Source organism: Bifidobacterium bombi DSM 19703, from assembly GCF_000737845.1.
Lineage (GTDB): Bacteria > Actinomycetota > Actinomycetes > Actinomycetales > Bifidobacteriaceae > Bifidobacterium > Bifidobacterium bombi.
The window spans coordinates 227,891-250,635 of record NZ_ATLK01000001.1 but is presented as its reverse complement, the minus strand read 5'-3'; the positions used below and the strand labels follow the sequence as shown (position 1 = coordinate 250,635).

Annotated in this window: 15 protein-coding genes; 4 read left to right on the top strand and 11 right to left on the bottom strand. The window is 54.7% G+C overall.

Annotated features, from left to right (window positions below; genetic code table 11):
• Positions 1-193: 193 nt before the first annotated feature.
• From BBOMB_RS00955 to BBOMB_RS00910, 10 genes are all read right to left on the bottom strand, one after another.
• Positions 194-1,195, bottom strand: a complete 1,002-nt coding sequence (locus BBOMB_RS00955) for an aldo/keto reductase (RefSeq protein WP_044086820.1) — start codon at positions 1,193-1,195, stop codon at positions 194-196.
• A 275-nt stretch (positions 1,196-1,470) separates the two neighbouring features.
• Positions 1,471-4,236 carry an ABC transporter permease gene (locus BBOMB_RS00950; protein WP_044086395.1) on the bottom strand — a complete coding sequence of 922 codons (2,766 nt, stop codon included), beginning with the start codon at positions 4,234-4,236 and terminating at the stop codon, positions 1,471-1,473.
• A gap of 178 nt (positions 4,237-4,414) precedes the next feature.
• A complete protein-coding gene (locus BBOMB_RS00945) occupies positions 4,415-5,344 on the bottom strand; it encodes an ABC transporter ATP-binding protein (RefSeq protein WP_081867196.1) in 930 nt (309 codons plus the stop codon).
• Between the two features lie 173 nt (positions 5,345-5,517).
• Positions 5,518-6,621 carry a LacI family DNA-binding transcriptional regulator gene (locus BBOMB_RS00940; protein ID WP_044086394.1) on the bottom strand — a complete coding sequence of 368 codons (1,104 nt, stop codon included), beginning with the start codon at positions 6,619-6,621 and terminating at the stop codon, positions 5,518-5,520.
• Positions 6,622-6,902: 281 nt separating this feature from the next.
• Positions 6,903-10,103, bottom strand: a complete 3,201-nt coding sequence (locus BBOMB_RS00935) for an alpha-mannosidase (RefSeq protein WP_044086393.1) — start codon at positions 10,101-10,103, stop codon at positions 6,903-6,905.
• 268 nt (positions 10,104-10,371) lie between these two features.
• The gene (locus tag BBOMB_RS00930) at positions 10,372-11,976 is read right to left on the bottom strand and encodes an EndoS/ChiA family endoglycosidase (RefSeq protein WP_052377321.1); all 1,605 of its coding nucleotides are present in this window, start codon (positions 11,974-11,976) and stop codon (positions 10,372-10,374) included.
• 284 nt (positions 11,977-12,260) lie between these two features.
• Positions 12,261-13,094: a carbohydrate ABC transporter permease gene (locus BBOMB_RS00925; RefSeq protein WP_044086392.1), complete on the bottom strand. Its 834-nt coding sequence runs from the start codon at positions 13,092-13,094 to the stop codon at positions 12,261-12,263.
• Positions 13,094-14,008, bottom strand: a complete 915-nt coding sequence (locus BBOMB_RS00920; RefSeq protein WP_414133059.1) for a carbohydrate ABC transporter permease — start codon at positions 14,006-14,008, stop codon at positions 13,094-13,096. Before BBOMB_RS00920 ends, BBOMB_RS00925 begins: the two co-directional genes overlap by 1 nt.
• 76 nt (positions 14,009-14,084) lie before the next feature.
• Positions 14,085-15,362, bottom strand: a complete 1,278-nt coding sequence (locus BBOMB_RS00915; protein ID WP_238549845.1) for an ABC transporter substrate-binding protein — start codon at positions 15,360-15,362, stop codon at positions 14,085-14,087.
• Between the two features lie 278 nt (positions 15,363-15,640).
• Entirely contained in the window at positions 15,641-16,921 is a 1,281-nt protein-coding gene (locus BBOMB_RS00910) for a glycoside hydrolase 5 family protein (protein WP_044086389.1), read from the bottom strand.
• Positions 16,922-17,445: 524 nt separating this feature from the next.
• On the opposite strand from BBOMB_RS00910, the gene BBOMB_RS00905 reads away from it, so the two are divergent.
• From BBOMB_RS00905 to BBOMB_RS07450, 4 genes are all read left to right on the top strand, one after another.
• Positions 17,446-18,288 (top strand): pyridoxamine kinase, encoded by an 843-nt coding sequence (locus tag BBOMB_RS00905; protein ID WP_044093266.1) that lies wholly within the window; start codon positions 17,446-17,448, stop codon positions 18,286-18,288.
• A gap of 359 nt (positions 18,289-18,647) precedes the next feature.
• Positions 18,648-19,058 carry a YraN family protein gene (locus tag BBOMB_RS00900; RefSeq protein WP_044086817.1) on the top strand — a complete coding sequence of 137 codons (411 nt, stop codon included), beginning with the start codon at positions 18,648-18,650 and terminating at the stop codon, positions 19,056-19,058.
• Positions 19,058-20,587 (top strand): YifB family Mg chelatase-like AAA ATPase, encoded by a 1,530-nt coding sequence (locus BBOMB_RS00895; protein WP_044086386.1) that lies wholly within the window; start codon positions 19,058-19,060, stop codon positions 20,585-20,587. Before BBOMB_RS00900 ends, BBOMB_RS00895 begins: the two co-directional genes overlap by 1 nt.
• Entirely contained in the window at positions 20,588-22,426 is a 1,839-nt protein-coding gene (locus BBOMB_RS07450) for a DNA-processing protein DprA (RefSeq protein ID WP_052377320.1), read from the top strand.
• Here BBOMB_RS07450 and BBOMB_RS07795 read toward each other — a convergent pair.
• Positions 22,344-22,688, bottom strand: a complete 345-nt coding sequence (locus BBOMB_RS07795; RefSeq protein WP_044086385.1) for an MGMT family protein — start codon at positions 22,686-22,688, stop codon at positions 22,344-22,346. The genes BBOMB_RS07450 and BBOMB_RS07795 overlap by 83 nt on opposite strands.
• Positions 22,689-22,745: the final 57 nt, after the last annotated feature.

The following is a 22,745-nucleotide window of genomic DNA, read 5'->3' as shown; positions in this document are numbered from 1 at the left end:
CGACCGCAAAGACGGACCCTGGAATCACGACGAATTGCGCACAAGCCGCATAGCAATCAGTACGGAATCAGGATAACGATACAGTGATGAGCATCGGGACACCGCAGCCATCGCGGACCTTGACAATCAGTGAACCTGCGGCATTACCCTACGCTGCGCGACTCGTTTTGCGACGGCCGGACGCCGAAACCACTCAGGCCTGGGATATGGCGTCGATGGACTTCAGCTCGTCAGTGGAAAACTCCGTATTCCCCACCGCCTTGAGGTCATCAAGTATCTGCTCGGGGCGAGAAGCCCCGACAAGCACGCTGGTCACCGTATCGTCCTGAAGCAGCCAGGCCAAGGCCATCTGGGCAAGACTTTGACCTCGGCGTCGTGCGATCTCGTTGAGCTTGACGACCTTGGCCGCCGTTCGATCGACTTCGGAAGCGTCCATTTCGCCTCGCGCGGCACGTGAGTCACTCGGCACGCCTTTGAGGTACCGGTCCGTAAGAATGCCCTGCTCAAGTGGAGAATACGTGATCAACCCCTTGCCCAGTCTTCGGGCCGTCTCCTTAAGTCCATTGCGCTCCACCGTGCGGTCGAGAATGTTGTAACGGTTCTGGTTGATGATGAAGGGCACATGCAGTTCATCGAGAATCTTCGCGGCCTCCTCAAGCGTCTGTCCGTCGTAGTTGGAAAGTCCGACATACAAGGCCTTGCCGCTACTCACGGCCGTGGCGAGCGCACCCATGGTCTCCTCGAGTGGCGTCTTCGGATCCATGCGATGGTGATAGAAGATGTCCACATGATCAAGCCCCAGACGCTCCAGACTCTGATCGAGGCTGTTGAGCAGGTACTTGCGGCTGCCCCAGTTGCCGTATGGCCCTTCCCACATCTCGAAACCTGCCTTGGTGCTGATGACCAGCTCATCGAGATGACCGGCGAAATCCTTGTGCAGAATACGACCGGCGTTCACCTCGGCGCTACCGGGTTCGGGACCGTAGTTGTTGGCGAGATCGAAATGGGTGATGCCGTTGTCGAACGCGGTGAACATCATGCGGCGCATGGTGTCGTAATTGCCGGTGTCTCCGAAGTTGTGCCACAGACCCAATGAGACGGGCGGCAGCATCAAACCGCTCTTCCCACACCGTTGGTAATCCAGCCGTCCATACCGGTTCTGATCCGGCGTATACGTCGTTGCATAATCAAACATCGTTTCCTCCCCGAAAACAGGCTTCGTGCCTATGCTTTTATTATAGGCACGACAACCGCACGACTCCAGCCATTCAGTGCACGGCGCAATATCGCCTTGTCCGAGAAAGCCGCGATAGAAAACCCAACGGCAACGCGCATGGCGGGCAATCAACGACCATGGTCGCTGGCGGATGACAACGTGCCACCCGGATTGCACTGCCCATGGCGCAGCGATGATGTCCTTGCACACCGCGCTTCACTTCGTATGTACAAGGACGTCATCGAATGCCTGCGCTACGCTTCTGCCAAAGCCTCCACAGGAGGCGTCTTCACAGCTCTGCGGGCCGGAAGCACACTGGCGAAGAGCGCCGCCAATACGGCGACGATGAGCATGATGCCATTGACCTTCCAATTAAACGGATACGAAACCTTCCCGTATAGGCTGAACACCATGTAGGCACCCAGCCAGCCGAAGCCGGTTCCAAGCATCACTCCCAATACGGCATTGACCAGTGATATGAGCAACGCCTCGATGGCGAGCGACCGCTTCAACTGGCCACGTGTCATACCTATGGCACGCAACGTCGCCGACTCCTTGGTGCGTTCTATGACCGAAAGACTGAGCGTGTTCGCCACGCCGATGAGCGCGATGAGCACGGCGACAGCCAAAAGCCCTACGATCAGCAGCATGATACTCTCGATTGTCTTATTCCATCTCTGCCTTTCCACGGCCGGGCCTGATATCTGCACGTGGTTGTTTGAGACCGATGCCTGTATTTCCTTGAACACCGTCATGTCGTTCGGATCGACCAGCCGGCCGATAAGCAAGTGGCTTTGGGCGTGGAGATCACCGTTGCGAAAATGCTTCATTGTTACGAAACCAACGGGTTGAGTGCTGCCTGAAACCCGACGGTAATCAAGTTGGCTCGACTTCAACACCAACGATTTGCCGTTAGGTTTGGCCTCATCACCCAGATCCGCCGATTGGAACACCACTTTTTCTTCGACGGTGAGCTTGTGACCCGTTGCCTCGGATATTTGCGGCAGTAACACGCTGCCGTCGTCCAATGTCGTGCGACTGAGATTCAGACGAAGCACGGACCGCAGGCTTTCGATGGAATCCACACCGACAAGAAGCATTTGCCGATCCGCATCCTGTAGGCCCTTGTCCCCTTTGATCTGCACAATGGCGGCCGGCATATAGAGGGTTTTACTCACTCCTTTCACGACGGCAATCTCCCTGGCCGCCGCCCGGTCGAGCCCGTCGCCGTCCGCCGACATGTCGACACTGTAATGGGAGTCCAGCGATTCGTTGATGGTCCGCTTTCCGCTTGCCGCCCCGGTCGCGATGGTTGAGACCAATGTGACGCCGATGAGCAGGGCCAGCCCTGTGGCCGCCACACGGCGAGGGTTCTTTTGGATGTTTGCGCTGGCAACATTGGCGCTTGGACCGCAATGCGAGATCACTGAGCCCACGCCCTTCATGATCCAAGGCAGCCAGAAGACAGCCATGATTGCGAGAGCAAGAAATATCAGAGCGCAGCCAGCGATGGCCGAAAGCAGGAGCCCATCGTATGTGTTCGAACTATCCTTCTGCGAAGCTCCAGAACCATTGATGAGACCGGGCATCTGGCGAATCGCAGCAAAACAAAGCACCAATCCAGCCACAAGCATCAAGATCCCCAGGAAGGCACGAACACGTCCGGCTTTGCGAGAGGCCGCAGCTTCGAACGGCTGCAACGCCTCCAAAGGCGTGACGCTCGTAGCCGACCGCGCCGAAGAGATGGAGGCCAGAACCGTAACGATGACGCCGAACACCAATGGCACCCAAATGACCGGAGGCGTGACGACGACCTTCAAGGGCGCGCCTGATGCGTTCATCCATTTTGTACCGCACATCAGTTCCATGAGTGCCACGCCCAGAACGATGCCCAAGATGGAGGAGATGACGCCAAGCAAGCCAGCTTCCGTAAGCACCGAACGGTACAACTGCCCTTTCTTGGCTCCGATGGCGCGCAGCAGCGCAAGCGTACGGCGCCGCTGGGCCACCATGACCTGGAACGTATTGGCGATGACCAGTGCAGCCACGAACATGGCGAGAATCGCGAAGCACAGCAGGAAGGTGGTGACCACAGACGTGCCTTCCTTGCTCAGTTTGCGGATACGCCCATCGGCCAGAGCCTGCCTGGTGGACAGAGAGTAGCCTTTCGGCAGAAGTTTTTTGATGGCCGCCGGCGCCGTGCCGAACTTGGCGGGATTGATCTTCACCAGCACCGTCGCGGAATCCACGGGAATCCGATTGACATCGGTGACGCCGTAACTGCGCACCAATACGTCATCCGAAACGATCGCGGCACCTCCGAAAGCACCATATAATCCAGTATCGTCCCGGGTAAGGCCCACCACCTTCAAATCCACGCCTGTATTCTCAGGGGACGATGTCCTGGAGGCAACGGCATCGTCGGACGACCCACCGTCTTCCGGTTTCCCTGATACATCCTCACCGAATGCCTCTCGACTCGCACCCGGCGCAGAACCACCACTCTTTTCATCTGGCACATCGGCAGCTCCCAGCTTCGCCTGCATACTCTGGCCGACGCCCACATGCAAATCCTTCGCGATGCCTTCCGGTAGGGCTATCTGACCGGCACCCTTCGGCTGTGAACCTTTGACGATGCTCACAGGCAGCAACGCCGTGTCCGCCGCAGTGGATTCAACGTACAGATGGGCTTTCCTGCCCTGTGTCGCAACCGTGAATTCGGTCTGCATCATAACCCTCACGTCTTCGACACCATCGATTGCACGCATCGAATCAATGTTGAAATCGCCCACGGTAGGCGTCATACCCTCCGGGAGCGCGACCTCATCCTCGTCCTTCTGGCTCACCACATGAGTAGCCCGTCCGTACTGCGCGGTCATTTGTGTCGTCAACGAATCCTCCATGGCATTGCCGAAGAGGAAGGTCGCCGCTATGAACGCTGTGCCTATCATGATGGCGATGCCTGCAGGGATGAGCATCTTCGCGTTCTTTTTCATCAGTCTCAGAGTTATGGACCACATATCCGTTCTCTCATTTCTTCGGTCTCATGGCACCGTCATTCGTGCCTTTGCGTCGAATCGCTTTTTGGAACTCCAATCATATGCGCGTGAACTGCCGACTGTCCTCCGCGCCTTTACGTCGAATCGCTCGAGGCGGCGCCGCAACGCCGTGCCCGTGCGGCAATGGTTCCATACATGTTCAATAATGCATACCCGAGTTGGATCCAGGCATGGCATGGCGTCCCGACGAGGCGGCAACACCTAATGCCGAACCCACACCACCGATCTGCGACTGCTCCACGCCGTGTCTTGGCATGATGGAATCGCGTATGGCAAGTTTCCGTTCCCTCATCAGCAAATCGCTCATCTGCTCTGCTTCGGGATGGTCGACATCCGCCACAATGCGGCCATCGGCGAAGACTATTGCGCGATCAGAATACGAAGCCGCCACGGCATCGTGGGTCACCATCACGATGGTTTGCCCCAGCTCCTTCACAGATTGCTTGAGAAAACTCAGGACCTCGGCGCTTGATGCGGAGTCCAGGTTCCCTGTAGGCTCATCCGCAAAGACGACCTGCGGCCGCGTGATCAAGGCACGGGCTATGGCGACACGCTGCTGCTGACCACCGGAAAGCTCGGAGGGACGGTGTTTGAGACGGTCGGCAATCCCCAACGTCTCCACCAGCCTGGAATACCATTCCCTGTCAGGTTTGCCGCCGGCGAGCGTCAATGGCATGAGTATGTTCTGCTCCGCGGTGAACATCGGCAGAAGGTTGAAACTCTGGAAGATGAAGCCTATCTTTGACCTTCTGAGCACGGTGAGCTCGTTGTCCTTCAATCCGGTGATCTCGTCGCCGCCCAGGAACACTCGACCGCTCGTGACTGAATCCAGACCTGCGAGCGTGTGCATCAACGTCGATTTCCCCGAGCCCGAAGGACCCATAATCGCACTGAATCTACCTCGCTCGAACCCTATGTCCACATGCCGCAACGCATGAACGAGATTCTCACCATGACCATAATCCTTGACGAGGTCGATGGCCTGAACCGCGAATCGTCCATCTTCGGCACGCTTCCCATCACTCACGTTGCGCAATAAGACGGGTGCATCATTAGGGAGTTGAGCCATGTCGCTCTCCTATCTATCGGTTGCATTACCCAATGACCACAACTGTAGACGACGATGCAACGGGAAGATATCATGCCAAAGGACGAATTCACCTCAGTGTGTGATTGCCCTCGCGTTCATTCCCGAGGATGAGATGGCAGCCACAACATGGTCGCCCTGTATAGGCAAAGCTTCTAATCGACAGTCCAACTCGTGCTTTCTCGCACTACCAGTCTTGGCGCAAGAATTCTCCGATTGCCGGCCACATGCTCGCCATCCATGTCCTTGATCAACAGTCGAGCCACCTTCTTGCCGTATTCAGCGGGGTCACGGTGAACGGCGGTTATCGACGGATATACGGCGCTGCACACGAACGAATCCTCAAAACTGACGATGGCCGGCAAATGCGGCATCGCCACGGATCCTTCTTTGGAAGCGAAACTCTCACCCCCTGGTGCGACCACACCTCTGTTGGCCATCAGCTCTTCCAACGCCCGTTGACTGGCCGCTGCCATCGTTTCATTTTCATAGATGAATGCCGTTGGCGGGTCAGGGGAAGCCATCAGACCACAGGTTTTCCGCACGGCTAGCTGGGTGTCGAACCGTGTGGGAACCACTGTAGGTGCGCGAAGATGGTCCTGCTGCGCGAGCTTGATGAATGAGGCGACACGGGCCTTGCTGTAGTCAAGATTCTCATTGCCTGCGAAATAAGCGATATGGCTATGCCCCGCCTGCACCAGATGCTCAATTACCTTCGCCATTGTTCCCGAATCATCTATCGAGAGTGACGGGATGAGATTGCTCGGATCAGGCCCTCCGGCAAGCACTGTGCGGATTCCAATTCCTCTAAGCAGTTGGGGCCGCGGATCATCCGAGCGCAAATCCACCAACACTACTCCGTCCACACGCTTGCGACGGCCCCAATCGCGATAGGTCTCCACCTCCTCGCGCAACGAAGAAGTCGGACGGAAGAGCAAACCGTAACCTTGGCGACTGAGAGAATCGTGCAGGCCCGACATGAAATGCAACATGAACGATTCCGACTGAAGGTTGCTGTGGGAACGCGAAGGAGCGAAACCGACCGTCATGGTCTTCGAGGAGCTTAAAGCCTGGGCGGCGTACACAGGACTCCATCCAAGTCTTTCAACCGCTTCCTTGACCCGTTCCTTCGTCTCCTTCGAAACGCCTGGACGGTCGTTGACTGCGAATGACACGGCGGTCTGGGAAATACCCAAGTCGTCAGCCACGTCCTTGAGGCTGACACGCCCCCGACGAGCGTTCACACCATCGTCTTCCATAACAACTCGTCCTTTTCCAACCTGTAACGAACGCATCTGCGACACAACCTGCTCACTTGCGTATCGAGTTGACCTTCCTCCATCAAGCGCGCCAATCAGCCTTGAACGATTGGCTGATTCTTATCATAGGGGAGACGCAAGCCCGCCGCAAACACGGTAGCGAAAAACGAGCCATCGACAGGAGGTCCGTTGCGCAATGTGTTCCACCATATGGCACAGGCTTATACAGCGGAACACATTGACGAATCATGTTATAGCCACGTTATTTAGGACTTCCAGCTCTAGCGGTGTATGCGCAATGTGGCGAGTTGGTAGGGCTCCAAATGTATTTCCATGTCTCCTGCATCATGAATCCCCGGTTGGATGGCGCGGGACAAATCATCATCAATCTGCGCGTTTTCCAACAGACCGACTTCCTCAATACGTCCGCCTTCGAGTTCGCCGCACAGGTGCAGCGTTCCCTTCGCCCGGCCACCTGAAGGCTCATAAAGTCTTAGGATGACGTCGCCGGAACCATCATCTGCCATCTTGATCCAGTCCAGTACCATGCGGCCTTCCTGTGCTTCAACCTGTGCCAGTGGGCTGATGTCCGGCAGTACCGGAAGGACGGGTGCGTTGATTCTGGACGCCTGGGCCAGCACCGTATCCAAATCCGCCTGAGTCACCACGGACCAGGAGTAGCTGTGCTCACCCTGATCTGTGTTGGGATCTGGGTACAGCGGAGCGGAAAGCAACGACAACCGAAGCATCGTTCCTGCCTGCTTCGACTCATGCGCGTCCGCATCGATAGGAGCTATATCAGAACCGTATGTGGAGGCGTTCACCACGGCAGCGGCATAGGTCGGATCCTCCAAACGGACGAATCGGCGAGTGCAGCTTTCGAACTTCGCCTCATCGGCTTGAGTGTTCTTACGGATCGGGCGTTCAATCAAGCCGTACTGGCACTCATATTGGGCATTGACGGGCGTCAAGGCGAGCGGCAGATCGACTTTAAGGAACTGCTCCTTCGTGTGCCAATCCACATGCGCGTCGAAGTCCAGCGCACGGCTGGCGGGGCGCAATGAGATATGGGTGCATATGTCAACGCCGGACGCCTTGGTCTCAACATCAACCCGCACTGAACCATCGGGCTCCACGGTTGAATTGACAACTTGTGAGTCTCCAATGGCGCTCGCCATGAGGAACGAGTCGCGTTGGATGTCCCAAGCGTCCCACTGGAATGGCTGATCGGTCATAAGTTCGTAACGACCCATCGCAGACCCTTGCGGAATAAGCTCACGGTCTGCCGACAAATCGTACAGTGAACTGACACAACCATCAGGTGTGACGGTGACACGAAGAAGACCATTGTCAAGAACCGTGTCCTCACCGTCATGGTCCAGCAGCACAGCCGAAGCGCCGACCGGCTGCACGCCGACAGCCGAAGATGCCACCTGCGCTTGGGTCACGGGGTTCGAAGCCTCCACAGCCGCAGGCACGTGGTTCGCCCGGAATACTCTCCAAGCGTCTTCCGGACGGTCGGCAACCGAGACGATACGTGCGTTTCTCACCTCTGCAACATCTGGTCTGACGGAGGAAATCGCATCACCGGCCTCCTGCGCTATTTCAGCGAGACGCGCGATGTCCCGTGCATATTCCTCGCGGGCCTGACGGCATACCCAAGCGATGGCTGAACCAGGGAGAATGTCATGGAACTGATTGAGCAGCAGCGTCTTCCAAATACGGTTGAGTTCATCTTCGGGATACCGATAATCCGGGTTGCGCACACTGGCCGAAGCGCACATATACTCAGTAACTCGCAGCATGTTTTCCTCACGCCGGCAGCCACGTTTCATCTCCTGCTGTGCGGTGAGCGTGGCGCGATGCAGCTCAAGGTAAAGTTCGCCTTGATACGACGGCGTCTCGCCGTCGCCGTGATCCACGATTTCCTCGCGAACCCTATCGAAGAGTTCATCTGGCGCACCGAAATCGACCTTGGGAGCCCCATCAAGGTCGCGCATACGACGAATCCTGCTGTCCATCTCGCGGGTGGGGCCACCGCCGCCGTCACCGTAGCCGAACAGTATGATAGCATTGCGCGAAAGATCCTTATCAAGGTAATTACTTTGCGAGTACGTCAAATCGTGCACATTCATTGGCACATCGTACGAGTCCACTGGCGGGAAGTGCGTGAGAATCCCCGTTCCGTCTATTCCCCTCCACACGAACGAATGATGCGGGAACTTGGTAGTGTCATTCCAGGAGATTTTCTGCGTCAGGAACCAATCAAAACCGGCTCGTCTGGCTATCTGAGGCCACGCCCCCGTATATCCGAAGCTGTCTGGCAGCCAGACGCCACGTGGATTCATGCCGAATTTATCTTTGAAGTACCGCTGCCCGAAACTTATTTGACGAATCAAGGACTCACCGTCAGGTAACATGCCGTCTGATTCGACCCACATGCCTCCGACGGGTATGAAACGTCCTTCCTTGACTCGCTGTTGCACCCTCCTGAACAGGTCCGGATGTTCCTGTTCGAGCCACTCATATTGCTGCGCCGAGCTCATGGCATATATGAAGTCCGGACCCTCATCCATCAGAGCCAAAGCGTTGGCGACAGTACGAGCTACCTTACGGTGAGTTTCCCTGACCGGCCACAGCCAGGCGGAATCGATGTGCGCATGACCCACTGCGACATGATTAACGACGCTGGACTGCGCTGGTTCGGCCAGCACACCGGCCAGCTGCTCTCTTGCCTCATCGAGAGTGCTCAGGTTGCGCTCATCATAGGCATTGAGGCTACGCTGCAACGCCTTGGCCAGCTGCCAATACCGAGGAGAATCCTTCGGCAATTCACGCATCAGCTGTGAGACCACTTCCAAGTCTTCGTAGTATCCATGCGCCTCGCGATCGAACACGCAAACGTCCACACGCCGCAGCGTATACGGATCATCAGGTTTACCTGTGGCGCATTCCCCGCGATCGGTGGGAGAGAAAGGAGTCGGCCCTTCTACAAACGGATTGGAAGCCGCCTCCATGTACAACGTAAAACTTCCATCGGGGTTGATGTCGCAATGACGGGTGCCATCCTCATCAATCAGCGGGATCCATTGATTGCGTGGGTGAGCCGACTTGATGGCGGAACCGTCCGCACGATAGACCATTCCTTCGGCCTGGAAACCAGGACCCGCATTCTCACGCCAACCGAGATCGACCACAAGCTCGATCTTCTTGCCTTGAGCCGCCGCCAAATCAATCACGCCGCGGATTTCAAACCACGTTGTTCCCCATACCGTCCCCCAGACGCCAGGGACATTGAATTCATGGAACTCGACACAACCATCACGAACCTTGGCCAAGAACTCCGATGACGGTTCCGGCTCCCCAGGATTATCAAAAGCACGCAGAGTGCACGTGGCCATCACATGATGGATGTGCGGAGCGAGCCTTTGCTGCATGACCCGATCACATCTGCTTAATTGTTGGTCCGGTACAAGAAACATCTATGAATTCTCCTCGGTTGAATTTTGCGGCATCGTTGCAGCACCGGAACTTGCGGTACTAAAACGCTTTAGTTCAATTATCCTAAACACACTCTGAAAGTCAATCTCGACACGCTAAATTATACGTAGACATCGGGAGATTCTCCGGCAAGCACCACCACTAAGCATTCCCAAAGCAAGATGACAAGAAAACGGACCCGACCGTCAGATCGAGTCCGTTTTTTCATATGCTTCTCGCGTCAATTCAAATCGAGCACATTCCTATAATCTACGCCCGCGTCGCCGAAGACCTCTTCTTGGCCATTTCAAGCAGAATACCGGCCGCGCAACACACGGCTGCCGTGAATTCGATGCAGGAAGCCGCATCAAATCCAGTCGCTGCCAACGAGTCTTTCTCGCGCGGCCTGGGCACCGACGAAGGATTCTGCGCAGGATTAGCCGGTAGGTTCGAAACGTCGAAAGTTTTCAAGGACTCAATAAGATTGGACGCCACCCCAGCAACCCCCTGAACGGTATAGGTCTTCCCTCCGATGGCCCGCGCGGCGTTGTCTCGGGCGCTCTTTAATGCGCTGACTCGAGAAGGATCATACGACCCGCCGTGAGACAACGCGTTGATGAGTGTATCCGCACGGTCGATGCTCCGTTCCACTTCGGAAATATCCACCTGGGTGAGCTCCGATTCAAGGATGGGATCATATGTAGGGTCATAACCGGTGCCATAATCAGAACCCAATACGGCTTTGTTGACTTCATATAGATTGGTTCCGGCATCAATAGCCGCAGACACCTCAGTGATATTGGACTTCACATATTTCATGCGATCGACGAAGTGATGTGCAAGGGACTTCGCTTCACCCAATTCCATGCCGTTGACTTGAGCGATGGCGGTTTTCGTCCAGAGTAAATTGGATGGCTTGATATGATTCAGATCATCAGGTTCATACGTCCGTCCATCACGATCGAAAGCGTATAAGAACATACCACCGAGATTTTTTTGCTGGACGTAGCTGGCCACCTCATATATATTGCTTTGGGTATATGGCTCAGAAGCGTCAAGCCATCTGTTATTGCCGTCCTGTTCTTCAGGGAAAGTGAGGCCGGGCACGAATCGATCGGCCGGCAGTTGGCCTTGGTAAGCATTCACTGCTCTCGCCGTACGCGTCGAGTCGCTTCCGTATTGCTGATAGGCTAAGAAATCGAAACAATTCTCTACATTCTTGAACGGATTCAGATAGCTGCCGTTGGTGTCATACAGAAATATCGATTGTCTGTTGCCTGATTGTGGACCAATCAACCTGGACATCGCCTTGATAACTCCATCGCTCAGCTTAACCTGTTGATCGTTGGGATACTCTTCCATATCGATGTCTAGGCCGTCGAGACCGACATCAGTGGACAGCGTCTTGACAAGATATGCGGCGTAATTCTCATACTCCTGTTCAGTCGGCTCAGCTCCGGCATGAGGCACGGCAACTATCGTGCTGTAACCGACCCCACGGACTAATCGAACGCCTCTTCTGTGCAATTCAGGTGCGTAAGTGCTCTTCAAGGCATCGTAAAAAGGCTTGGCCTGCTCTTCTTGCCCGGCCGGAACATAACTGAACACGTTAACGACATCAACGCCGTAAGGGATGTCCAACATCGTAAGCCAGTTTTCATCCGGCAATGAGGTATTGACACCCTTCATGGTTTTGTCACGCCAAGCACGGTAATACACCATAAAATGCTTCCGATTGAGGGAGCTTGATTGTTTGTCCGCCTGCGCATAAGTGTTGCTGGCCTCCAATGAAAATCCCGAAAATGCCACAGCTAATGCAAGCAACACCGCGAACGCCACCCACAAAAGGTGACCAAAACGTGCACTTCTTTTCATAACTGCTCCTTTGCTGTTGATTTCTCTTTCAATTGTGCTGCACCGCCATAAAATGAAAAGACACTCGATGCCTTATGCATGGGCTTCATCCTCGAAAGCCCCAAGAGACCAGCGGAATAATGAGAGAAGTGACCGCCTAGCTGTCGAAAAACAAACACAGGACAATGGACGCATTCCCATAACATCCGTAAACAACATTGCTCGTATGCTTCCAATCATTGACCGCCATTGAAAGCATACGAGCAATTCCAAGCAAACAACCTTTGCTGATTGCCATGCCTGTTTTACTCTTTGATTCCGCCTTGTTCCAGACCTTGGAAGAAGTACTTCTGGAAGCAGGCGAAGAAGATGAGGATAGGAATCAACGACACCAAGGCACCGGCCGCTATGAGCCTGGGGTCTGAGACGAACATGCCCTTCAACCTGTTCATGCCCAGTGTCAACGTGTAATTCTTTTCATCCGATATGACGATCAATGGCCACAGGAAATCGTTCCAAGCCCCTACGAAAGCAAATATTCCGACCACGGTCATCGTTCCTTTAACCTGCGGAAGGCACACATGGAAGAACTGCTGCCATACGTTGGCGCCGTCGACCTGCGCCGCCTCCTCAAGCTCGTTCGGTATCGCCTTGAACGCATTCGTCATCAGCAGGATGTTGATGGCACCCACCATCCCAGGTAGAGCCACCGCCAGAAGCGTATTCTGCAAATGAATGCTGCGGATGATAAGGAACTGGGAGATCATGACGCCTTCGACGGGAATCACCATCGTGCCCATGAACAAGGCGAGCATCGCATTGCGCCCACGCCATTTCAAACGGCCGAGCGCGTAACCGGCCATAGTCGAGAATATGACATTCCCTGCAATGGCGATAATCGCAACGATGATCGTGTTGATCATGTAGTGAAAAACGGGTACCTGACGGAACACCTGTTTGTAATTTTCGATGGTCGGCGTTCTGGGAATCACATACGGCGGCACTGCGTAGACGTTGTCTCCTGGCCCTTTGAAAGATAGGGAAAGTTCCCACACGAACGGACCTACCAAAAGGACGAACATGAAAACAAGAACAACATATTGGACGACCTTCCCCAAGGTTATTTTCTTATGGCCCATCAGTCCTCACCCCTTTTTTGGACAATCTGCTGCACAATAAGCATGGTTCCGACAACTGCCAATACGATGAGCGATATAGCGCTCGCGTACCCCGTGCGAGCCTGAATGCCAGTGCCTTGCTGCTGAATAAGCATGGACATGGTGATGTCTTCACCACCAGGACCTGCGGTGCCGTTCGTAAGAACATAAATTTCATTGAACACGCGGAATGCGGCAATGGTCGAAAGCATCATAATCAGCACCATCGTGGAACGCACACCTGGCATGGTGATAGAGACGAACTGGCGCACGGGACCGGCTCCATCCAACGAAGCCGCCTCGTAAAGCGCATCATCGATATTGGCCAGGGCGGTGAGATAAATTACCATGTAATAGCCCAAACCCAGCCAAATCGTGACGAACATCGCGCTGAAAAGTATAAGCCAGCGATCAGTGAGAAAAGGTATTGGGTGCTTGATGATGCGTGTGGTTTCCAGAATGGAATTGATCAATCCCTTGGAATCCAAAAGATTCGTCCAAATCATACCGACAACTACCGCCGACATCACCACTGGTGTGTAGAAAGCTGTCCGGAAAAAGCCCATAATCTTAGAATTACCACGCACCAAATTGGCTAATATTAAGGGCAAGATGACCATAAACGGCACCACGCACACCACATATAGCGTTGAGTTCAACATTGCGGTCCAGAAGTACTCGTCATGGAAGACCTCGACAAAGTTCTGGAAACCTACGAACTTTCCGGGAATCAAAAGCGTTGAATCGGTGAAAGCCAAACGGAACGTATTGAGGGCTGCTATGACGACGAATACAAACACAATCGCAAACGCCGGGAAGGAAAACAGGTACGGAGCAAGTATTGTTCCGATTGAACGCTTCGGCTTGCGAGGCTTGCCTTCCTCAAGTTTCTTCATCGACGGTTCCACCCGCCCGGAGACCGAAGCCTCCGAACGGGAACCGACGGAAATATCCGTATCATTCATATTATAACTACTTCAACTTCTTATTCGCGAAATCAACTGTCTTGTCAAGGGCCTGCTTTGCCGTCTGCTTGCCTTGCATCGCAAGCGCCACCTGCTGCTGAAGATACTGGCTCCCAGCCGCATCGGTGAACTGCGGAGGACGGCTTGAATAGCCGGTCTGCACTTCCTTGAGGGTGATGGCGAGAGCCTTGCCCTGCAAATCGCTGGTATCGATCTTCTTGTAGTAAGGATCGTCGAGACCGCCGGCACTGGACGGGAAGGTGTTGGACTTCTTGGCGAACTCGAGCTGATTCTTGGAGTTCGTGACGAACTGGGCAAAGTCGAGTGCTTCCTTCTTATGCTTGGTCTGTGAATTCACCGCCAGCATCTCGTAGCTCACGGTCGCGGAACGACCCTCATCAGTAATCTTGGGCCCTACAGCCAGGTTCTTGTACAAATCCGGCGAGTTCTGTTTGAAATCGGCCGCCGAATAGGCGCTGCCGCCCATGGCGATGATGCTGCCACGCTGGAAGAACTCACCCTGCTGCGACCACTGTGCATTCAGTGCTTCCGGCGGAATACCCTTTTGGTTGTACAGATCGATGAAACGCTGCAGATGAGCGACCGCCTTCGGCGTATTGAACGTGTATTCAGTCTTGTCCTTGCTCATGAACTGAACGCCCGCAGATGCATAGTCGGCTGCGTCGCTGGCCGTGTTCGTGGACATGAACGCACCACAACCGCTCTTAACCATCGTGTCGGCATCGGCGAAGTAGTCATCATACGTCACCGGCAGCTTGTCGGGATCAAGCCCGCACTTCTTCATCAGCTCGATGTTGTAATACATCGGGCCGTCATTGACGTACCAGGGGAAGCCGTAAGCCGCCGTCGTAATGCCCTTGCCGCTGAAAGTGACCGCTTTCCAAGCGTTCGGATAGTAATTCTTTGAAGCGTTCGGAGCCTCCTTACCCACATCCATCAAGGCACCGGCCTTCGCAAGGCCGAACATCAACGACGGATTCGCATCCAGCACATCCGGCAGGTTATTGGCGGCCGCATCAGCGGAAAGCTTCTCTTCATAATTATCGGAGAGCTGGTCGATCCATTTGATCGTCACGCCCTTATGGCTCTTCTCGTACGCGGAGATAAGACTGGTGAAGTACGGAGTGTACTTGTCGTTCTTCAGGTTCCAAGTCTGGAACTTAATCTCGACGTTGCCGTTGGCGGCTTCATTGTCCTTGTTGCCGCAGGCGCCCATCGAAAGCAGCATAGCAGCCGCTCCGGTGACGGCTGCGACTTTCTTCATTGAAAACATCTTTTCCCTTTCTTTAATTTTTCGATAAGTCAGAATCAACGTTCATCATCATTTCACTTCCTTGTGATCACTCACCTCCTGTCGTTTCAACAAAGATACTAAAACGCTTTAGTTACATTATGCACAATGGAACCAGGATTGTCAATTTCATCACTACGTGTTTCATTCAAAGTCAGATGGCATTTCTCTTAAGACACAGGCTCGCGAGACCATTAGCTCAGGCGGCACCAGGCCGCCTTCAGAATTCCCTCCATACACCGCGTATTGCACTATCCAAGTGAGGGGTCGGAAACAGCGTTGTACGGAATGCCGGCTTGCATCGGAACCGTTATACACTCCTGTATTCCTCTGTTCGCAAGAAACTCCGCGTCCTGCGCCTGCTTTGAAGAGACAATCGCAGGGCGTTCATGAGCGTCACTGAGCTCCATCCACTTGTCAAACAACGAACCGCCCGGAGCACAAGCCGACTTCATCACGGGCTCACCCTGCTCATCGCTCCGCACGACGAGCGCACACCTGCGGGGTTTGGGAACGCGGGCCAAGCTGTAATCCTTGACCAACCGAGAGAACTCCACCCCAAGCGGTTTAAGGTTTCCATCTTGGTCAAAAAGACCCAAATCGTGCTCGAATGGAGGAAAATCACCCATGCTTTTATCGACATCATGCGAGCACCACCACGTAATCGCGTATGTATTTTCACAATCCAACGCGTGTTCCACGGAGCGCCTGCAGAATTCAGGGGCGTCGCTTTGATTGATGACATTGCCTGGCGCACCGATCTCCTGAAGCCATACCTGGCGATCCGGCTGCGTCGCAAACGCCTTGGACAATTCCATAAGATATTCCGCATGCCGGGTCGTCGCTTCGGAGAGTGAGCCATACCTTTGGGCCGTCCCATTGAAAGCCCATGAATGAATGACCGAGACATCACCGATACTCGAAGCTGCGGTAGGCGTGAACGCATGGCCTTCCTCATACCAGACGGCATCATTTTCACCATGAACAACAATCTGACCGCGCCTTGACGCCTCGGACTCGATGGGATCGATCATGGCATGAAGCCATGCGTTGATTTGTTCTGCGTTCGCGGGCATGGACATTGGATGCGAGGCGTCTTCAAACTGATTACATTCATTGCCGACCGTGAGCCCCCTAAACCGAGGAACGTCAGCCAGCGCATCGTAAACTGCGCTTACCAGCTGGGACTGCGCCTCAATGGCCTTGCAATCGGTGAACATGTTCGTCTTATGCCATGTGATAAGCCACGAAGGAAGAAAATCGAAACTCGACATATGTCCTTGCAGCACATCCGAATAGACATCAAGACCACGATCGCTAGCCAGTTGGGCCATATGACGAAGATCGTCAAGCCCAGACTGGTTGATCCACGTACGGTTGGGCTGAAGCACAGGCCACAGCGGGAATATCCTGACATGGTCAAGACCTAGAGAAGCTATGGCGTCCAAATCCCTAGCCACGCTGTCCCAATCCTGATGCAACCAGGAATGGAACCAACCATGCGAAGGAGTGTAGTTAACTCCAAACCTCATCTTTTGCTTACACCTTCCCTCTTTGGTCCTCATCCGTTTTCGCATCGTATGCCATGCACGGAATCGTCTTTGCGTCGACTTCACTAATTAGCAAGGACGCAAATGAAGGCAACAATCAGCCTCCAATGCGACACTACTAAAGCGCTTTAGTTCAATAATGCTTAGTTGTGACGAAAATGTCAAATTCTATTTGTATGAGGTGTGTCAGCATGAAACATCAAGCTCCGCGCCAAACGCCGACAAGCCATGAGGCCCAGGCTTTTGACGTCAATGAGCGCGGCTTCAAATGTTACCCCGCACGAAAATCCAGACTTCCTTCGCCGCCAACATTTCGTGTACAACGGCTGCCGCCATAGCTCCCTCACCCGGGGAATCACTCAGATATGGTCTTCAAGTGGCGAAGCATTGACTACGATGGTACGGTATTCACGCAGAGCCAGTTCTTAAAGCGACATAAGCCGCCATCTGGCAGTGCAGATAGAAGGTCAAGATGACAAGCAGTTCAGTGCTCTTCACGAGGGCCCATGGATACATCCCCCCGCGTCGCCGCAGTGCATGACATGTGCGGCTATGGCAAATGTTCCCTTACCGCGGCAATTCCGATCCTTTCCGCAGCTGGATGCGACGTATGCCCGGTGCCGACCGCGCTTTTTTCTGCGCATACAAAATTTCCTGTCTACACGTTTCACGACACCACAGACATGTTGAACGACTATCTCGATACCTGGAAACAAATCGGTGTCGAGCTTGACGGCATCTATTCCGGCTTCCTCGGTTCAGCCACACAGGTCGATCTGATCAAACGACTTTACGATGAATACCCCACGGCTTTACGCATCGTCGATCCCGTGATGGGAGATGGCGGGAAGATGTATCCCACTTACACACAAGAGATGTGCGACGCAACCGGCACGCTCGCCGCAGGTGCCGACGTGCTTCTGCCGAATCTCACTGAAGCAAGCTTGCTGACGGGACGTACATACCCTGGCCAGAACCTCACGGACGTACAGGTTGACGATTGGCTCAACGCATTGCTGGATTTGGGCACAAAGAATGTGATCCTCAAAGGCATCGACCGCAATGACGGCGCCTTGCACAACTTTGTGGGTAGAAGAGAAGACGGGAAACTCGTGAAGGACTCCCTGACACACGAAAAGCTGCCCTACATGATTCACGGCACAGGCGACGCCTTCGCTTCAGCCGTATGCGGCGCCGTCATGGCAGGTGAACCGCTGAAAGACGCGGTAGCACTGGCAGGTGAATTCGTCCGCCACTCCATGGAGCACACCGTTAATCAGCCGGATTTTGAGAACCGCGGAGTCAGCTTCGAACTGGATTTACATGAACTCACAGGACTGGCGCGATGAAGCGAAACGCATGAGCATCCTTGAATTGGTACACTCATAGGTATATTCTCAATCCAACAGTCGGAGGGAATCCCACAAATTCGACACGCCATCGCCGCATGAGCGTGGACCGTTCGACCACATGACCTCCCTCAAGGCTCTTTCATGGCCCGAATCATGCTTGGCTTGTGTGCATGGATACGAACACAGTTTACAATGAAACCAACTGCACGCGAATGGCACTGAATCAGCAAACCGATGGCGCCCTTCCAGCGGCAACTACGTCGGAATGCGCCGCCGAGACCATCGAGGCTGCAAGAAACCTCGTTGCGATCTCGAACAGTTCACCAGAAGGACAACCGCGTGCGGCGGGAATCGCAATGGAAGAGGCATCCCTCCAGAACATTGAACGGATCCTATGTGACGAAAGGCTTTCCCCACGTAAATTGGGTGCCTTCGGTGAACAATATGCAGCACAGTGGCTTAAGGAACGCGGTTGGCAGATCCTTGCCCGCAATTGGAGCAGCCGTCACGGCGAACTCGACATCATCATGCGCGAGCGCGACGACACTCTCGTCTTCGTGGAAGTCAAGACCCGTAGGACGCTGCACTATGGAACACCTCAGGAGGCTATCACCAGACACAAACAGCTCAACCTGCGCAGAACCGCAGTCTCATGGCTTTCTGGACCAGGCAGGAACTTCAAGCACACGCAGATTCGTTTCGACGCTATATCACTGTGGGTGCATGACGGCCATGTGCTGGTCCACTGGATACCAGGGGCGTTCTGATGGTAATCGGCAATGCCATGTCCGTCGGGCTGGTCGGTCTGAAGGCGTTCACCATCCAAATGCAGGCGTTCATTTCCCCGGGTTTGCCGTATTTCTCGATTATCGGACTGCCTGACGCCTCATTGAGCGAGGCGCGTGAACGTGTGAAATCCGCCTGCCAAGCCAGTGGATTCGCTTGGCCACAAACTAGGGTCACCGTGAACCTTTCCCCAGCATCCATGCCAAAAAGAGGTTCGTCCCACGACATGGCGATAGCCATCAGCGTGCTGAGCGCGGCCGGCGTCATTGATCATGACAGCCTGTCACGGACAATTGTGCTCGGCGAACTGAATCTTGACGGGTCCGTACTACCCATACAAGGATTGCTCCCCATCATCCTGTTCGCCAAAGAACATGGCATCAAACGTATGTTCATCCCCGAAGGCAACCAGGAAGAAGCCGCATTGGTGGAAGGCATGGAGACGATACCGGTAAGGCATTTGGGTGAACTGATCGAGATGATGGGAGGAAAGGCCTCATATGAGTTCAAAAACAGCCAGACATTCGCGGAAGATACCGACGAGAACACGGCCGCCCATGCTCCAGCAATAGGCGACATGGCCGAAGTAGTCGGCCAGGAATACGCCAAATGGGCGCTTCAGGTGGCGGCCGCCGGTGGACACCACATGCTCATGACCGGGCCTCCGGGTTCAGGCAAGACCATGCTTGCTTCGCGCCTTCCTGGCATTATGGCTCCATTGAACGAAAAAGAACAGCTTGAGGTAGCCTCCATACGCTCACTGTGCGGCACTTTGAGTAGCTACGGCATCAGCGACGTGCCGCCATTCGAAGCACCGCACCACACCGCATCAACAGCGTCTCTCGTCGGTGGAGGTCCCGGTATAGCCCAGCCCGGGGCGATTACGAAAGCACATTGCGGCGTACTGTTCATGGATGAGGCGCCCGAATTCTCACCACGGGCGTTGCAAACCCTGCGGGAGCCGCTCGAGTCGGGCTACGTCGTGCTTTCCCGCTCGCACAGCACGACATGTTACCCGGCAAGATTCCAATTAATCATGGCCGCCAACCCTTGCCCGTGCGGCTTCGCGTACGGAACTGGGGAACGCTGTACCTGCAGCGAAAGGGAACGACTTCGATATTTTTCTCGACTTTCAGGACCTATTCTGGACCGTATCGACATTCAAATCGAAATTCCTCCAATCGAACATATCATCGATACCGGCGAACCAAGAATGTCAAGCATGCGAATGCGCGAACGGGTCATGCTGGCGCGACAGGCAGCACAAGAACGTTTCTCCGACCAACATTGGTGTTGCAACGCCCAAGCTTCAGGTTCTTGGTTGCGCTCCAAGTCATCAAGGGCAGTCATCAGCATAATTGACCACGCGATGACGGCCAATCGTCTTAGCCTTCGTGGGGCAGATCGTTCCCTTCGTCTCGCATGGACACTGGCGGATCTTAACGGAAGGACTTCGCCAGGCCGCGAGGAAATCCTGCAAAGCATTACACTTCGAACGAAAGAGCACTGAATGCAAACAGAACAAAGAAAACAAATGAAGAACGCCCCGGATTCAGTAATCCTGACAAATCAAAGACACGACAACGCCAATCGATGTGGTCGGCAAGCCTGCATGACCCGCGTCGATTCTTTACAGAACCGTAAGGCAGACGTACCGACCCGCCTTGGAATCGATGAAGACACCTTGGCTCGTGCTGTGCTGACCTTCTGTATCGACGGCGCTGATGCGTTGATGTATGCGACAATCAAGGGAAGTGAAAACGCTATGCAGACCCTTGAACTCATCTCACTTGCAAACAACGATGAACGCAACAGCAGCTCACAATGCCTCGATCGGACTTTCGCCACCGGTACGGCACGTTGGGGGCGAAAAGTTAATTCCCAAGGCATGAAGGCGTTCCACCGTGCCCTACAGCGGTGGCAGTCGCGTTTTAGACAACTTCCCAGCTATGACCCTCAAAGTCTCATCGACTGGCTTACCGAATCAGGAAGGTTGTGGATTATCGGCCCTAGCAGCCACTTATGGCCACGGCAACTCGATGACCTAGCCATACGCAGCCAATGGGCTCCCCCATTGTGTCTGTGGGGATATGGCGATGCGTCGGCGTTGACGAGCTGCCCTAAGCCCATAGGCATAGTTGGATCCAGAGGAGTGGATGAATATGGCAGGTATGTAGCTCGCAACATTGCCGAACATGCCGCAGAAGCCGGGCATCTGGTCGTATCCGGCGGCGCTTATGGGGCCGATGCGGCAGCTCATTGGGGAGCACTGGAGAGCAGGACCAGACTAGGAGCCGAAAACTCGGGGAAAACCGTATCCATATTCGCCGGAGGACTCGATCATGTCGGCCCTGAACGCAACAAAGGGCTCTTCGAGCAAATCACCGCTTCCGGCGGGGCTTTGCTCAGCGAATTATGTCCCGATACCATTCCCGAGGCACGACGGTTCTTGTTACGCAACCGCATCATCGCCGCGCTGTCGTCCACTGTGGTGGTGGCGCAGGCTCGGATTCGTTCAGGAGCCCTGAATACCGCTTCGTGGGCGTGCGAGCTGGGACGCGAGGTCTACGCGGCCCCTGGGGATATCAACACCCCTCACAATACTGGTTGCAATCATCTCATCAGCGAAAACCGCGCGATGCTGCTTACGTCGGCACATGACGTCAACCAGATATGCCACAGCCCACATAAGCCCATCACTATGACGTGGGCGACGACGTCCGAAGCCCGAGAATCCCCCGCGGAAAACATGTACGCCGTGAAGAATCACACCACGGAAGAGAAAAGAGTGACCGCACCGAAAAGCCGAGATTGCACGGACAGCGGAACGCGAATCAGCGAAAGGTACGCGGCACGGACCACGCATGGGCTGGACTCCATGACACCACACACCGACGAACATGGTTCATTTGAGTGCGGCAAAGCCCGAAAAGGCGCAGTGGACGGCGAGCGCACCGCACAAAGACCATGCCGCATTGAATGCTCCGAAGACGTGGAGAGCGTCGGTTCTATGAATGAGCGAAATCCGCATCATCAGCGGCAGGAAGAACTGCTCACGGCCATACGACAATGTGGGAAAGCAGGCATCATCGCCAACCATGACAACGTTTTAAGGATGCTCAACGAAAGGACGACCCCCAAAGGTCCGGCAAGCAGGACAAGGAACGCCCGATGGGACGTGTACGGCATGAATGAGATCCTGGGCGAGCTGGAGCTGCTTGGAATGCTGGAAACACGAAGAGGTTGCCTTCGCATCGTCTCCTCCCCTACCGCCGCCACTGACAACGGGCGAGATCTACCACGAATCCATCCTGACCTTGGTTCTTGCGCTGATTCGGAGGGGCAATGAACGTCACACCCTCCTTTTCCAACAGCCGCCGCTGTTCGTCAGGTCCACCGAATGCGAAGCCCGGGGCAAGCGAACCATCCCGGAACACCACACGATGGCATGGTATGATGCCGGGCTCGGGGTTGCGATGGAGAGCGAAGCCTACAAAACGGGCGTTCCTTGGTGCGCCGGCAAGCTCGGCCACCTGTCCGTACGTGGCCACCATACCTTCAGGGATATCCTTGACCACTTCATACACCTTGGCATTAAACGTTCCTGACATGCCACCATTATCCCACGGTAAAGGTCGCACGTCGCCACGTCGATCCACGAGTCAAGG